Raw genomic sequence first — 14711 nt, 5'->3', positions numbered from 1 at the left:
TAATGCCGTCGAGTGCAGCCGAGTCGTGTATTTTGCGACCGGCTGCACTAATGAATCACGGATTAGCGGGCAGTCGTTACGGGTGTAAGCGCTTGGCCTGTTGTGAAGAACGCGATCAGGTTGTCGGCTGCCAAGTGGGCCATTTTCAGGCGTGTTGTACGGGTGGCACTGGCAATGTGCGGCGTGAGCACGACATTGTTGCACTCCAGCAGCTCCTTGGCGAAGGCGGGCTCGCCTTCAAACACATCGAGCCCTGCCGCAGCAATGGTGCCTGCCTGAAGCGCTTGGGCCAAGGCTTTGTCATCGACAATTCCGCCGCGCGCGATGTTGATGAGGGTTGCGGTGGGTTTCATCAAAGCGATTTCCGCAGCACCAATCAGGTGGTAAGCCGCTGGTGTGTAGGGCAAGACCAGCACCACATGGTCGGCTTGGCGTAGCACTTCTTCTTTGGTGGGGGCGTAGTGGGCTTTGAGCTCAGACTCGGTGGCCGCGTCGAGCTGGGAGCGGTTGTGGTAGATCAGGCTCATTCCAAAGCCATGCACCCCCCGGCGTGCAATGCCCTGGCCAATGCGACCCATGCCAATGATGCCGAGCGTGCTGCCATGCACTTCACTGCCTAGCAGCAAGTCATAGCTCCATTTGCCCCAGTGGCCTGCGCGTAAGTAGTGTTCTGCTTCAGTGACGCGGCGTGCCGTGGCCATCAGCAGGGCGAAGCCAAAGTCAGCGGTGGTTTCGGTGAGTACATCAGGGGTGTTGCTTGCTACAACACCTGCTTGTTCCAGTGCAGGAATCTCGAGGTTGTTGTAGCCCACAGCCATGTTGGCCACCATTTTCAAATCCGGTGCATGGGCCAATACCTCCGCATTGACGGTTTGCGCGCCGGTTAAAAATGCACCGACTTTGCCTGGCAGACGTGACGTAAAGGCCTCGCCAGTCCACGCGTCGTCTGAGAGGTTGGGTTCAACATCAAAGTGTTGCCGCAGTTTGTCCAGTACCTCTGGGAAGGTGGGGCTGGCAACGAGAATGTGCGGGCGTTCGGACATGGTTGTTCCTTACTGAAAAAAAATTAGAGATACCAGATCCAGGTAACCAGCAAGTACAGCGGAATCAAAATACCGAAGGACCAGACGATGTAGCCAAAGAAGCTGGGCATGGCCACGCCACGGTCTTCGGCAATGGCTTTGACCATGAGGTTGGGCGCATTGCCGATATAGCTGAGCGCCCCCATGAACACGGAACCTGCTGACACTGCCGTAAGTGTGGCTGCCAGCGAGGTCATGAGTTCGGCTGCATCACCTCCGGCAGTATTGAAAAATACGAGGTAGGTGGGGGCGTTGTCCAGGAAGCCACTCAGTAGCCCGGTGGCCCAGAAGTACATGGCCGGAATGGGTTCGCCGTCGCTTGCTGTAACTAAGTTGACGATACCTGCAAAAGCGCCATTGGTACCAGCTTGCAGCATGGCAATGACCGGGATGATGGTGAGGAAAATGCCCGCAAACAGCTTGGCAACTTCTTCCATAGGCGCCCAGTTGAATTGGTTGGCTTCGTGGATGCGTTTGGCTGTTAATTTCAATGATAGCAAGGCGAGTACGATAAAACCTACATCGCGCACGATGCTTTGCAGCCCAACCACCGTACCCATGATGTCAATGCTGAAAGCGGGCTTCCAGATGCCGCTCATCAGTACCAGGCCTACTACGGCTGCGAGCAAAATGAAGTTGAGCCCGCCTTCAATGCGCAGGGATTCTGTATCGGTGGGGGTAGGGTCGAACTGGGTTCGCGGTTCATTGCGGTAGAACCAGCTGTCAAGGGCGTAAAACAAGCCCAGCAAAATGACGACCAAGAACAGGGTTTCTGGCCAGATATGCTGCGCAGTCCAGAAGAAGCTAATGCCTTTGAGAAAGCCCAAGAACAGGGGCGGGTCGCCCAAGGGGGTGAGAGAGCCGCCAATGTTGGAGACCAGGAAAATAAAGAAAATCACCACATGGGCGCGGTGCTTGCGATCATCGTTGGCGCGCAGCAGTGGGCGAATCAATAACATCGATGCGCCAGTGGTCCCCATGACGCTTGCCAGCAGCGTGCCCAGGGCCAAAATGGCCGTGTTAAGCGCTGGCGTTCCGCGCAGGTTGCCGCGCAGGTAGATGCCACCAGAGATCGTGTACAGAGCCGTGAGCAGCAATACGAAGGGGATGTATTCGGCCAACAAGGCATGCACCACACTGGCCGTTGCCGTGTGGGCACCATACACAAAGGCGAATGGAATGAGAAAAGCGAGCGCCCAAACCGCAGTGATTTTGCCGAAATGGTGGTGCCAAACATGGCTTGCCAGCAAAGGAAACAGCGCAATCGACAGTAAAACGCCAGCAAATGGAATGCCCCACCACAAACTCAGAGATGATCCATCAAGGCTGGCTGCTTGCGCGCCAGAGGCAAACAAACCAAGCGCTGTAAGCAGCATGGACTTACAGGGAAGACGAAGGGGGGAGAGGCGCTCGGTGCGGGAATCAGACATGCGTGGGCAATGAGATAGAGAAGGAATCAGATCGACACAATACAGGCAGGCTAGTAGCTGCGACGGGCAACTTTGGACTGTAACTTATGCGCGCAAGGACTGTAAAAAAGTACGCAAATTTTCAGGCAAAGGGACAGGTTTTCTGCTCTCTTTATCAACATAAACGTGTATGAAATGCCCGCGTGCCGCACACAAATCACCCTCTGCAGCAAAAATACCCACTTCGTAACGCACGCTAGAGCTGCCCAAGTGCGCTACGCGGATGCCCACATCAATGGCCTGCGGAAAGGCTAGCGGCGCAAAGTAATTGCAATGGGTCTCTATCACCAGCCCGATCACGCTGCCGTGGTGGATATCGAGTACTTGGTTACGAATCAAATGCTGATTTACGCCGGTATCAAACCAGCTGTAATACACCACATTGTTGACATGCCCGTACACATCGTTGTCACCCCATCGGGTGGTGATGCGTTCAAACGCCACGTATTGGCTTCGTTGTTCAGGTTCAGGGCGCGAGGAGGGTGTGTTGGTGCTGGCATTCATGGCGAGGATTTTGCCAGTAGCGTTTATTCATGGCGATGGAGATCTGCGCAAAATACTGGAAATCCCTGCCAATGCTGCGCATACGGCGCCCAGCGCAAATGCCCATTGCGGGCCATTCACCGCTTGGGGGGGCGGGAACAGCGCAAAGATGCCCGCTGCCAATGCGGCACCTAAAGACTGACCGGTCAGCCGCGCAGTGCCCAGCATGCCACCGGCAGCCCCGCTGCGATTTTTGGGTCCTACGGTCATGATGATGTGGTTATTAGGAGCTTGGAACAGGCCAAAGCCAATGCCGCATAGCGCGAGTGTCAGGACGTGCCACCCCATTTCTGTATGTAGCGGCAGCGCTGCCGTGAGTGCGAGGCCTAGACTCAGCAAAGCCATTCCGAGCAAACCCAGCGTCGCGCCTTGAATATGCCCAATCAGGCGCCCCGCAAATGGCGCAGTCAAGGCAATGGCTACCGGCCATACGCTCACGAGGATTCCTGTTTGCAAAGGGCTTTGCTGCAAGATACTCATGCTTAAAAATGGCAAGGCAATGAAGGTCAGCATCTGCGCGCTGAATGCGCAAATTGAGGCGCACATGGACAGGCTAAATGCTGGGATACGCAGCAAATCCAATGGGAATAGTGGTGTGGCCAAGCGGCGTTGCCGATAGAGATACCAGAGCCAAGCGGCAATGCCAATGGCTAGACCTTGGGCGCTGCTGTAACCCGATGGTGTGAGTTGGCCATCGGAAAAACCATGTGTGACCAAGCCATCAAAGCCCCAAAAAACCAGAGCGAATGCGGCCATGTTGAGGCACCAATCCAGTGCAGAAAACGGCTGGTTGGGCGAACGTACATTGGCCGGAAGGTGTTTGCGACCAAGCCAAACGGTCAGAATCGCCAATGGCACATTGATGGCGAATAGCCAAGGCCAGCTCAATGCGGACAAAACTAGCGCAGCAAATGACGGGCCCGCCACCGAAGAGATGGCCACTGTCATGGCGTTGAGAGCAATGCCTCTGCCAAGCAAGTGGCTTGGGTAGGTTTGGCGCACCAATGCGGCATTGACACCCATGACCGCCGCGCCCGCGAGCCCTTGCGCGACGCGGCACGCGACCAGTTGCCACAAGCTTTGCGACAAGGTGCACAGCGCCGATGAAATGGCAAACAGCACCATGCCCCATAAATAAACCCGACGGAATCCCAAACGTTCGCCTAACGAGGCCATAGGCAGCAGCAAGCCAAGCACGGCCAATTGGTAGCCCGTGACGACCCATACCGCTGAGGCCGCGGGGACATCAAACGCATGGGCAATTCGTGGCAGGGCCAGCGTGACAATGGTCCCATCCAGCACCACCAGCACCAGTCCCAGCAAGATCACGAAAACGGCTTTGCGACGCTGGGCTGTGGGCAGGCCGTCTTGACCTGCGTTGGCTGCGGAGGGTGTAGAGGAACTTTGCACAGGGATTTTCAAAGGCGCAGTCGTGCGCAAGGGGGCTCAAACAGAGGGTGGACGATAGCCACTCGCACGCATTATGGCTGTGCATTATGGTGCTGGTACGGGCATTCGTGTGATGCGATGCCCCGCAGAATAGGGCGCAAGATAAAAGGGTGCAAATGACAAGGGCTGCGATGAGGCAGCCCTTGGTTGAGAGATAGTGCTTGGGAGCAGCAGTTTGTTAGCTGTTTTTACTACCACCAAACGCTGCTCACCCGTTGCGTTGTGCGATCAGCCGTGGTGTGCTTAATGCAGGAAGTGGCGCACACCCGAGAACACCATCACCACGCCGCGTTCGTTGGCCGCGTCGATGACTTCTTGGTCGCGCATGGAACCGCCCGGCTGAATGACGCTTGTGGCGCCATGGTCAATCACCACGTCCAGACCATCGCGGAAGGGGAAGAAGGCATCGCTGGCCACCGCGGTGCCTTGCAGGCTGAGTTTTGCGTGCTCGGCCTTGATGCTGGCAATGCGTGCGGAATCCAGCCGGCTCATCTGGCCTGCGCCCACACCCATGGTCATGGAGTTTTTGCAGAAGACGATGGCATTGCTTTTCACGAACTTGGCTACTTTCCACGCGAACAGCAGGTCTTCAATTTGCTCTGCCGTTGGTTGCTTGGTGGTGACCACTTTCAAATCAGCTGCAGCCAAGACATGGTTGTCCGAGCTTTGCACCAAAATGCCTGAGCCAATGCGCTTGACCTCTTGTGCGTTGCGGCCGTTGTCCCACGGTGTTGCGCCGCCTTGTGGCAAGGCGATTTTCAAAACACGCACGTTGGCTTTGGCTTTGAAAATAGCCAGGGCTTCAGGGCTGAAGTCAGGGGCCATCAACACTTCGACAAACTGTTTGGATACGGCCTCAGCAGCGGCTGCGTCAACAGGGCGGTTAAAGGCAATGATGCCGCCAAACGCGCTGGTCGGATCGGTCTGGAAAGCTTTGGAATAGGCTTCGAGCGCATGGGCGCCCACCGCAACGCCACAGGGGTTGGCGTGCTTGACGATGACGCAGGCTGGCGCAGAGAAGCTTTTGACGCATTCCCAAGCGGCATCGGAGTCAGCAATGTTGTTGTAAGACAGCTCTTTGCCTTGCAGCTGCTTGGCTGTGACCAGAGAGCCTGGGGCAGGGTACAGATCGCGGTAGAACGCAGCGTTCTGGTGTGGGTTTTCGCCATAGCGCAAGTCTTGCAGCTTGATGAAGCTGCTGTTGAGTTGGCCTGGGAATTCGCCTCGTGCAGGCGCATAGCTCTCATTGCCCACTTGTGTCTCGTCGAGCGTCACAGACGAGAGGAAATTGCTGATCGCCGCATCGTACTGGGCGATGCGGTTGAACGCTGCGACCGACAATTGGAAGCGCAACGCATCTGTCAGTTGACCGGCGCGCAATTGTGCCAACACTTCTTCGTACTGGTTGGCGTCGGTGAGCACGGCCACATCTTTCCAGTTTTTGGCAGCGCTGCGCACCATGGCAGGGCCACCAATGTCGATGTTCTCAATGGCGTCGGCCAATGTCACACCGGGTTTGGCGACAGTGGCCTCAAAGGGGTACAGGTTCACCACCAACAGGTCGATGGTGTCAATGGCATGTTCTTTCAGTGCTGCCATGTGTGCAGGCACATCGCGGCGCGCGAGCAAACCACCGTGGATTTTTGGGTGCAGTGTTTTCACACGGCCATCCAGCATTTCTGGGAACTGCGTTACTTCGGCCACTTCTGTTACAGGCAGGCCCTTTTCAGCCAGTAGCTTGGCGGTGCCACCTGTGGAGAGCAGGCGAACGCCCTGTTGGTGAAGGGCTTGGGCAAACTCGACAATGCCGGTTTTGTCGGAAACAGAGATCAGCGCGGTGAGAGACATGGCGTCAGAAGTGGTCAAGAAAGAAAACCCCGTATTGTACGGCGCTGCACTGCAAGGCGTGGATTGCTAGGTGCTGAGGACTTGAATGCCGCCAGTTCGGCACTGAATATGGTGCATTGCACATCTATAATGCGCCTGATAATTATTCTTAATTTACCGTTCCGTTTTCTCTGTAGCCTTCGCATATGCCCGCCCTGCCTGCATTCTCTGACCTTCAGCACCCGCGTGTGGAAACCATGTACAGGGAGCACCACGCATGGCTGCAGGCTTGGCTGGCGCGCCGACTGTTCAACCGCTGCGACGCTGAGGATTTGGCGCACGATACGTTTGAGCGCTTATTCACGCGTCGTGATGTGGAGGATGTGCAAGAGCCGCGGGCATTGCTGACAACGATTGCCAAAGGCATCGTGCACCATTTCCTGCGTCGTGGCGCGTTGGAGGCCACGTACCTAGAAATGCTGGCGCAATGGCCTGCAGAATATGCCCTTAGCCCTGAAGAACAAGCCTTGCTGTTGGAAGAGTTGGTGGAAATCGACAAGCGCCTGGGGCGTTTGCCACCATTGGTGCGGCAGGCATTTTTGCTGGCGCAGCTCGATGGCATGCGTCAAGCGGATATTGCGCTCAAGCTCCAACTCTCGCGCGCTACCGTGCAACGCTATATTGCGCAAGGGCTGCATGCATGTTGTTTTGAGACGGGCGATTGATGAAGCCGATGCGCCCTGCGTCTGACGCGAGCCCTGCGGGGGATGCGCTTGGCTGGTCGCGCGAAGTGACCGAGCAAGCCACCTTCTGGATGGTTACGCTGGAGGGGCAAACACCGGAGAGCGAGGACGGGCAAGCCTTCATGCGCTGGCACGATGCAGCCCCTGAGCATGCTGCCGCTTGGGCCCAACTACAACGCTTCAGTGCGCGTTTGCGTGGCGATGCTCCGCCACAAGCAGCAAGTGTGCTGTTGCGCCAAGTGTTGCACGCACAGTTGCAAAAGGATGCGGTAGGAGTCGCCACTGCGCGCGCATCAGCACATTCTCCCAAACGCAGACAGGCGATCAAGCTGCTGGCCTTGGCGGCTTTTACCAGTGCAAGCTCTTGGCAAATGCTGCGTCGCAACGGCTGGTGGGACCAGTGGAGCGCGGATTACCGCACTGCCACAGGGCAGCAGCAAACGGTAGTATTGGTTGATGGCTCGCAAGTGGTGCTTAACACCCAGACTGTGCTGAACGTTCGCTTCAGTGCGCAGCAACGCGTGTTGCAGCTCAAGGCAGGAGAGATTCTGGTGACGACGGCCCAGCAGTTGCGTTCTGAACAGGCGCACGATCCGCGGCCTTTTCTTGTTCAGGTGCCGCAAGGGCAGTTACAAGCATTGGGCACGCGTTTTACGGTACGGGTCGATGGTGATCACACCCATTTGGGTGTCCTTGATGGTGCGGTGCAAGCGCCCAACGGCCCTGTGGGGGACATGCAGGTCGTGCGTGCGGGGTATCAATTGCGTTTGGATGCGCGCCAAGCCTATGCCCAGGAGCTTTACCGTGAAACAGATGCAGCATGGGCCCGTGGCAGCCTCATCGCCCACGATATGCCGCTGCCACTTTTCCTGCGCAAACTGGCTCGCTACCGTGTTGGCCGTTTGGCGTGCGATGCCAGCGCTGCGCACTTGCGGGTTTCAGGCATTTTTGCAGTCGCCGATACCGACAAAGTGCTGCAATCCTTGCAGCGTAATCTGCCTGTGCAGGTGCTCAGGCGCACAAATTACTGGGTGACAGTGGCTGCGCGGTGAGGCAGCTCAAACCCCATTTCAATCAAAAAAATGAAAAAAAAGCCTCTTTGCTGAGGCTTTTTTAATTTTCAAGTGGCAAGGCTTATAGAAGTTGATGAAAAGGCGCGCCAGCACGTTGCCGCATTGGCTGTGTTTTGACCTATTTGCTTGATTGAACATGACAACGTTTCGCTCTTTAAAGTCAGTTGTTGCCGCGCCGGAATCTGCTTTGCAGTTGGGCTGCGCTTTGCCCCGTCGGTTGCGTCCTATTGCCGCCGCCGTTGCACAGTTAGCGCTTATCGGGGGGATCGGCGCTGGTGTAGCCATGCATGCGGCACAGGCGCAAACGCCGGCTGCGGCAACAACCCAGGCCTACAACATTCCTGCAGCGGCGCTGCAAGAGGTGCTGGCCCAATTGGGGGCCAGTTCAGGCTTGATCATCCAGTACGATGCGGCGCTGCTGGAAGGGCTGCGCAGCCAAGGCGTACAGGGCACTTTTGCGCCTGCGGTGGCTTTGCAGCAGGCATTGCGCGGTACCGGGGTGGAGGCAGTGAGCCAAGGAGGCGGGGCTTACGCACTGCGCGCACAGCCTGCGCAGCAGGTATCAGCAGCCCATGGTCAAGCTGAGGCTTTGACAGAAGTGGTGGTTAGTAGCGCTATCTCAGAAAGCGATGCATCCAGCGAATACACCGGCATGTACGCTCCAGTGGGCCAAAGCAATACGGCCAGTCGCATGGATTTGCGGTTGCAAGAAACGCCGCAATCGGTCAGCGTGATTACCCACCAGCAAATTGATGAGCTGGGTCTGCAGACCGTGGATGACGTGTTGCTGCACACCACCGGAGTCACTGCGGCCACTGCGGCACCGGGTGGCGGCTACCAATTTACCTCTCGCGGGTTTGATATCACCAATATGCAGGTGGATGGTTTGCAGGGCAGCTACCGCGCAACGGGACGCGGCCCATTCAATGCGAGTATCTTGGACTCGTCCCTCTACGACCGGGTGGAGGTTGTGCGTGGCGCGACGGGCTTGGTCACTGGTGCGGGCGATCCGTCGGCGGTGGTGAATATGGTGCGTAAGCGCCCCGGAAAAACCTTTGCGGCCAGTGCCTCAGCCGCTATTGGCACGTGGGGACATCGCCGGGTGACGGGCGATGTCAGTGGCGCCTTGACCGCGGATGGCCGGGTTCGTGCGCGGGTCATTGGTGCACGCCGTGATACCGACTCCTTCGTTAACTATCGCAGCGAAGACGATACCCTGCTGTCCGGCACGTTTGAAGTGGATGTGTTGCCCACCACGCTGTTGACCTTTGGCCATGACTACCAGGCCACCAACCAAAACGGCGAATCCAATACTGGCATTCCTATTTATGACAGCACAGGCGCGCGCGTGAACGTACCGCGTTCGACCACCGTGGCGCCAGACTGGACGTATTGGGACAAGCGCTACAACAACAGTTTTATTTATCTGGACCATGCCTTTGACAATGGCTGGAAAGCCAAGATAGCCTACAGCCACAACAAAAATACTGGCAACGCGTTGGTTTCGGGCAATGGTTCTACCGTTCCGCGCTTGGTCACGCTGATCAATCCTGATGGTTCGGGCTGGACTGTGCGGCCTAACATGGCGGCCAACGGCTACCGCTACCAGGACAACGCGGAGATCAATGCCAATGGCCCATTCACACTGTTTGGCCGCACGCACCAACTCTCGGTGGGGATGAGTGGCACGCGCAGTGCAGATACCGCGAACACCTTGGACTTTGCTTCCCCGCAAGATTACGCAGTGCCTAATTTGTACGAGTGGGATGGTTCGGCCCCAGAACCTACCGTGGTCTGGACTGGCGCCAAAACCCGCACGGTCACGCAGCAGCATGGCTATTTTGGCAGTGCACGTTTTCATGTGGTTGACCCCTTGCACGTGGTAGTTGGGGGGCGCTTGTCAAGTTACAAAACCTACCGCGACAACTACGCCACGACAGGGGCATTGGCTTCAACCAATGCGCGCTTGGATTACAAGAACGAGTTGATCCCCTTTGTGGGCTTGACATATGCTTTCAATCCGCAGCTCACGGCATATGCCAGCTATACGGAAATTTTCAAACCGCAAAGTTACCGCGATAAGAACAACAACTTCCTTGACCCGATCACCGGCAAGAACGTGGAAGTGGGCCTGAAGTCTGAGTTGCTGGACAAGCGCCTGAATCTGAATGTCGCGCTCTTTGAAGCCAAACAAGACAACTTGGCCGTGATTGATGACAGCGTGCCACTCAATTCGCTGCCAGATGGTGGGCAAGCCTACCTCTCCAAAGGCAAGGGCAACCGCTCACGCGGCGTGGAAATTGAAGCTACAGGTTTTCTCTCGCGTGACTGGCAAGTCTTTGCTGCCTACAGCAACACCAAAACGGAAGATGGCGAAGGCAACACCATCAACACCCATATTCCACGGCAAATGTTCAAGCTTGGCACCAGCTACCGTTTTGGCGGTGCGCTCAGCGGTCTGAGTGCTGCCAGCACGGTGCACTGGCATGGCAAGCGCGACATGTGGACCGTGGGCGCTGGCAGCGGGGGGCTGAGCTTGCCCGGTGTGGGGGTGTTGGAAACCCCAGCGCATGGCAGTTACACCACCGTGGGTGTGCATTTGGGCTACCGCATCAACAGCTACTGGCAAGCCACGCTCAACATCAACAATCTGTTTGACAAGCAGTACTACGACAACTATGTGCCATTCCGTGCCAAATACGGTGCACCGCGTAATGCCCAGTTGGCCGTGCGCTATCAATGGTGATGGCTAAGGCTTTGCCTGCGTTGACAGCAATGGCGCGGTATGCGCCATTGGTATCGCGCATCGTGGCGGCATTGCTCGGCGGTTATGCGCTGGCGGCCTTGACGTCGCTGGCCGCACTGGCGCTGCCATTGCCACGCAGTGAGGCGGCGCTGGCAGGTTTGCTGGCGAGTTTTCTGGTGTATGCCACGGCGGCCATCTGGGTGTTTGCCGCACGCAGCGCAGCCAGAGCCTGGTTGGGCCTGCTGGCGCTGGCAGTGCTGTTGGCGCCTTGGGTGTGGTGGGTACACCCACAGGCTGCGTGAATCTCAATTGTGTTGTGTGTGATGGACTACCATGTCTGCTATTGAAGAACCGGGCGCTGACGCGTCAGCCATAGCGGCTGCAGCCGTATCAACAAAGGCTGCAGGCAAGCCTGCCAACAAGGCCAAACCGGCGAAAGCACCGGGCTTGCGCCAGACCATGTCTGACTTGCATATCTGGACGGGCCTCCTCGCGGGCTGGATTCTCTATGCCGTGTTTTTGACTGGCACGCTGGCTTTTTTCAGAGATGAAATGAGCATCTACATGCGGCCTGAGTGGCCTGCCGTAGAGGCCCATGCACCGCAACAGGCCGCGGCGATCGTGCAGCGCATGCTCGATCAAACCTTGGCCAAAGAGCCCGCAACGCAGCAGGTGAGTATTACCCCACCCAACGCACGCAACCCTGTGGTCGGCGTGCGCTACCACAGCGCGCAGTTGGCTGCGCAGGAAGCTGCGCGTGGCCCCCAGCGTGGGCATCAGGCTCCGCGCGGTTTTGTCGGTGGCGAATACGATCCCGCAACTGGGCAACCCGTGCAGGCACGGCAGACCCGGGGGGGTGATTTCTTCTACTTGTTTCACTTCAACCTGCACTACATGCCCGCCTTGTGGGCGCGTTGGATTGTGGGCTTGTGCGCCATGTTCATGCTGGTGGCCATCATCAGTGGCGTGATTACACACAAAAAAATATTCGCTGACTTTTTCACCTTCCGTTGGGGCAAGGGCCAGCGCAGCTGGCTCGATGCGCACAATGCCCTGTCCGTTTTGGGTCTGCCATTTCATTTCATGATTACCTGGAGTGGATTGGTCACGCTGATGTTGCTGTATTTGCCATGGTCGGTGGACTGGGCCTTCCCCACGCCTGTTGAGCGGCAGCAGTTTGCCGCGCAAATGCGGGGCGGGGCCAGTATGGCGGTACGCCCCAGCGGTCAGGCCGCACCGCTGGCGTCTGTGCAGGAGATGGTTTTGCAGGCGCAGCAGCAATGGCAGGTACCCCATATAGGCGCGGTGACCGTGTACCACCCAGGCGATGCCAATTCCAAGGTCCTCATCACCATGGGGGAGCAAGGCAAGCTCAGCACCACCCAGCGTGCTTTGGTGTTTGATGGCACAACAGGGCAGGTTGTTGACCGCTTTGACGGCGGTGGGGCGGCGGCTGAAACACGCGGCGTTCTGTACGGATTGCACTTGGGGCGGTTTGCTGACATCGTCACGCGTTGGCTGTATTTCGTCGTGAGCTGGGCTGGCACCGCGATGGTCGGAACGGGCTTGGTGCTTTGGACGGTCAAGCGCCGCAGCCGCTTGCCTGATCCGTTGCAGCCTCATTTGGGGTTCCGCGTGGTCGAGCGGCTCAATATCGCCTCCATTGCAGGCTTATCGGTTGCTGTGGCCGCGTATTTCTGGCTAAACCGACTCTTGCCATTGGCAACTGCAGATCGGGCGGCAACTGAAATCAATGGATTTTTCCTGGTGTGGCTGGGCACACTGGCATGGGCGCTGGTTCGCCCAGCCAAGCGTGCATGGGTTGAGCTGCTGGCGCTGGCAGCGGTCTTGCTGGTATTACTGCCTGTGGCCAATGCCGTATTTACTGAGCGCGACATGCTGCGCAGTGCATGGCGGGGTGATTGGGTATTTGCAGGCTATGAGTTGACCCTATGGGTGTTTGCCGCTGCCCACGCCTGGTTGGCATACCGCACTTTGCGCCACCAGCCCAAGTACAAGGCCAAGCACAAGGTCAAAGGCAGCGCTAAACATGGCGCTAGCAGCGGCGCTGCTGCCATGCAAAGCAAAGAAAGGGGTATGGCATGAGCGGGCAGGTTTTATGGGCGCATGCCGGGGTGTTGGCCGCACTGCTGCTGGCGTTTGCTTGTTTGGCCGTAGCCATGCCTCGGCACCAGGCCGACCTTTTTGGGTGTGAATGGCCACGCAGCCGTAGCTGGGCTTGGCGCGCATTAGGCTGGTTGGGCGTGCTGGCCAGTGGGTGGGGGGCCATTCATTTTCTCGGTTGGGGTTTTGGCATGGCGGCATGGTGCGGGCACGCCAGCTTGGCTGCGGGCGTCGTGCTGGTGGCTTTGGCCCTGCAGGTGCGCTGGCAGACCAGTGCTGCCAAAGCTTGATGGGCCACAAGGGTTCACTTTTTTAATGTTGATATTGATTCGGAGGAAACTATCATGCCGCTTTCGTTGACGCGTTTTTCGCTCAGTTTGGTTTGTGTGGCCGCATTGGCCGCTTGCCAGTCTGCGCCGCCTTCTTCTTCAACACCTTCTAGCATGAACACCACTGCCGTGACTGAACAGGTTGTACGCCAAGCTCTGGCCCCAGCCTTGTATGAGATTGTTTATTCCGCCAAGCAAGATGCCGTCTTTGTCGCTTCGGCCGGTGGGCGCGAGGCCAATGCACCCAAGCCGCGCATTCTGCGCCTTGATCCCCTAACGCTGGCCGTGCAGGCAGAAATCGTGCTGGAGCGCCCTGGCCTGGGGCTGGCACTGGACGATGACAGCAACCGCCTGTATGTGGGCAATGCCTTTCAGACCTCGGTCACCGTGCTGGACACCCGTACCAACGCGGTGGTGGGGGTAGCGCAACTGGCTGAGAAAATTCAAGCCAAAGGCCCCGGTGGAAAAGACGTTGAGCGTTACCCGCACAACCTGCGTGAACTGGTGTTGGACCCCTCTAACCACCGCTTGTACGCGCCTGGCCTGTGGTTTAGCGGTGGGGTGCTGTATGTCATGAATACGCAAACCCTGCAGCTGGAAAAAGTCATTCCCGGTTTTGGTTTTGGCGCTGCGGGCATTACCTTGGATGCGCAAAAAGGCAAAGTCTACGTGGGCAATATGCAAGGCCAACTGATGACGGTGGACACACGCAGCCTGACCCTCGAAAACACGCACGAAGTGGCCGCAGACCAATTGCTGAACCTGCGTTTTGAGCCTGCCACCGGCAAAGTATTGGCCACTGACCATGGCTCTGACCGGCCCAATATGGTGCGTGAGACCATGGCAAAACTCGATTACACGATCCGTGGCGATGGCAATCGTGTGGTCGTGATCGACCCGGCCAGCGGCGCGGTGGACCAAAGCATTGCCACAGGCCTGCGCCCGGTTGCATTGCTTGCTGATGAGGCCCGTCACCGCTTGTATGTGACCAATCGGGAATCGGCATCGGTCACGGTGTATGACAGCCGCAGTTATGCCTTGCTCAAGACCTTTGAATTGCCCGCACACCCCAACAGTCTGGCCCTTGACCCACGCAGCGGCGCAGTGTTTGTCACCATCAAAAATGCGGAAGATGCCCCGGCTACCGACGCAGAAAGCGTGGCACGGTTGCTCTGGTAAGTAAGGGTATTGCCCCAAAACCTGAAGTTTTTTTGCTGGCCTGTAGGTAAAGTCAGCACACAACGCCCAGCCTGCACACCCCATGCAGGCTTTTTTCATGGTTTTTACCCCCAAACAGCGCAAATTACCTGATTTCAGGGATAGACA

12 protein-coding genes are annotated in these 14711 nt (G+C 57.4%); 7 read left to right on the top strand and 5 right to left on the bottom strand.

Annotation, left to right across the window (positions count from 1 at the left end):
* Positions 1–62: 62 nt before the first annotated feature.
* From E9531_RS08045 to purH, 5 genes are all read right to left on the bottom strand, one after another.
* Positions 63–1043: a 2-hydroxyacid dehydrogenase gene (locus E9531_RS08045; RefSeq protein ID WP_136573250.1), complete on the bottom strand. Its 981-nt coding sequence runs from the start codon at positions 1041–1043 to the stop codon at positions 63–65.
* A gap of 23 nt (positions 1044–1066) precedes the next feature.
* Positions 1067–2458, bottom strand: a complete 1392-nt coding sequence (locus tag E9531_RS08040; protein ID WP_136573367.1) for a sodium:proton antiporter — start codon at positions 2456–2458, stop codon at positions 1067–1069.
* A 138-nt stretch (positions 2459–2596) separates the two neighbouring features.
* A complete protein-coding gene (locus tag E9531_RS08035; RefSeq protein ID WP_136573249.1) occupies positions 2597–3055 on the bottom strand; it encodes an acyl-CoA thioesterase in 459 nt (152 codons plus the stop codon).
* Positions 3056–3082: 27 nt separating this feature from the next.
* Positions 3083–4504 carry an MFS transporter gene (locus E9531_RS08030; protein WP_136573248.1) on the bottom strand — a complete coding sequence of 474 codons (1422 nt, stop codon included), beginning with the start codon at positions 4502–4504 and terminating at the stop codon, positions 3083–3085.
* A gap of 282 nt (positions 4505–4786) precedes the next feature.
* Positions 4787–6391 (bottom strand): bifunctional phosphoribosylaminoimidazolecarboxamide formyltransferase/IMP cyclohydrolase, encoded by a 1605-nt coding sequence (gene purH / locus E9531_RS08025; RefSeq protein WP_136573247.1) that lies wholly within the window; start codon positions 6389–6391, stop codon positions 4787–4789.
* Positions 6392–6576: 185 nt separating this feature from the next.
* Here purH and E9531_RS08020 point away from each other — a divergent pair, with 185 nt between their 5' ends.
* The 7 genes from E9531_RS08020 to E9531_RS07990 all read left to right on the top strand — a co-directional run bounded on the left by E9531_RS08020 (position 6577) and on the right by E9531_RS07990 (position 14564).
* Positions 6577–7095: a sigma-70 family RNA polymerase sigma factor gene (locus E9531_RS08020; RefSeq protein WP_136573246.1), complete on the top strand. Its 519-nt coding sequence runs from the start codon at positions 6577–6579 to the stop codon at positions 7093–7095.
* On the top strand, positions 7095–8165 hold the full coding sequence (locus E9531_RS08015; RefSeq protein ID WP_136573245.1) for a FecR family protein: 1071 nt from the start codon (positions 7095–7097) through the stop codon (positions 8163–8165). Before E9531_RS08020 ends, E9531_RS08015 begins: the two co-directional genes overlap by 1 nt.
* 157 nt (positions 8166–8322) lie before the next feature.
* A complete protein-coding gene (locus tag E9531_RS08010) occupies positions 8323–10932 on the top strand; it encodes a TonB-dependent siderophore receptor (protein WP_136573244.1) in 2610 nt (869 codons plus the stop codon).
* Positions 10932–11234 (top strand): DUF3649 domain-containing protein, encoded by a 303-nt coding sequence (locus E9531_RS08005; protein ID WP_244610040.1) that lies wholly within the window; start codon positions 10932–10934, stop codon positions 11232–11234. The genes E9531_RS08010 and E9531_RS08005 overlap by 1 nt, the downstream gene beginning before the upstream one ends.
* A 31-nt stretch (positions 11235–11265) precedes the next feature.
* The gene (locus E9531_RS08000) at positions 11266–13038 is read left to right on the top strand and encodes a PepSY-associated TM helix domain-containing protein (RefSeq protein WP_136573242.1); all 1773 of its coding nucleotides are present in this window, start codon (positions 11266–11268) and stop codon (positions 13036–13038) included.
* The gene (locus tag E9531_RS07995; RefSeq protein WP_136573241.1) at positions 13035–13346 is read left to right on the top strand and encodes a DUF3325 domain-containing protein; all 312 of its coding nucleotides are present in this window, start codon (positions 13035–13037) and stop codon (positions 13344–13346) included. Before E9531_RS08000 ends, E9531_RS07995 begins: the two co-directional genes overlap by 4 nt.
* A gap of 54 nt (positions 13347–13400) precedes the next feature.
* A complete protein-coding gene (locus E9531_RS07990) occupies positions 13401–14564 on the top strand; it encodes a YncE family protein (RefSeq protein ID WP_136573240.1) in 1164 nt (387 codons plus the stop codon).
* Positions 14565–14711: the final 147 nt, after the last annotated feature.

The sequence above is a fragment of the Lampropedia puyangensis genome, assembly GCF_004833285.1.
In the GTDB taxonomy this organism is placed as follows: Bacteria; Pseudomonadota; Gammaproteobacteria; order Burkholderiales; family Burkholderiaceae_C; genus Lampropedia; species Lampropedia puyangensis.
The sequence above is the reverse complement of the archived record's forward strand: the minus strand, read 5'-3'. Positions and strand labels throughout refer to the sequence as shown.

Coding starts and splice junctions, on each gene's coding strand:
- E9531_RS08045 (WP_136573250.1), bottom strand. CDS start 1,043: ATGTCCGAACGCCCGCACATTCTCGTTGCCAGCCCCACCTTCCCAGAG.
- E9531_RS08010 (WP_136573244.1), top strand. CDS start 8,323: ATGACAACGTTTCGCTCTTTAAAGTCAGTTGTTGCCGCGCCGGAATCT.
- E9531_RS07990 (WP_136573240.1), top strand. CDS start 13,401: ATGCCGCTTTCGTTGACGCGTTTTTCGCTCAGTTTGGTTTGTGTGGCC.
- E9531_RS08035 (WP_136573249.1), bottom strand. CDS start 3,055: ATGAATGCCAGCACCAACACACCCTCCTCGCGCCCTGAACCTGAACAA.
- E9531_RS08000 (WP_136573242.1), top strand. CDS start 11,266: ATGTCTGCTATTGAAGAACCGGGCGCTGACGCGTCAGCCATAGCGGCT.
- E9531_RS08040 (WP_136573367.1), bottom strand. CDS start 2,458: ATGCTGCTTACAGCGCTTGGTTTGTTTGCCTCTGGCGCGCAAGCAGCC.
- E9531_RS08005 (WP_244610040.1), top strand. CDS start 10,932: ATGGCTAAGGCTTTGCCTGCGTTGACAGCAATGGCGCGGTATGCGCCA.
- purH (WP_136573247.1), bottom strand. CDS start 6,391: ATGTCTCTCACCGCGCTGATCTCTGTTTCCGACAAAACCGGCATTGTC.
- E9531_RS08020 (WP_136573246.1), top strand. CDS start 6,577: ATGCCCGCCCTGCCTGCATTCTCTGACCTTCAGCACCCGCGTGTGGAA.
- E9531_RS07995 (WP_136573241.1), top strand. CDS start 13,035: ATGAGCGGGCAGGTTTTATGGGCGCATGCCGGGGTGTTGGCCGCACTG.
- E9531_RS08015 (WP_136573245.1), top strand. CDS start 7,095: ATGAAGCCGATGCGCCCTGCGTCTGACGCGAGCCCTGCGGGGGATGCG.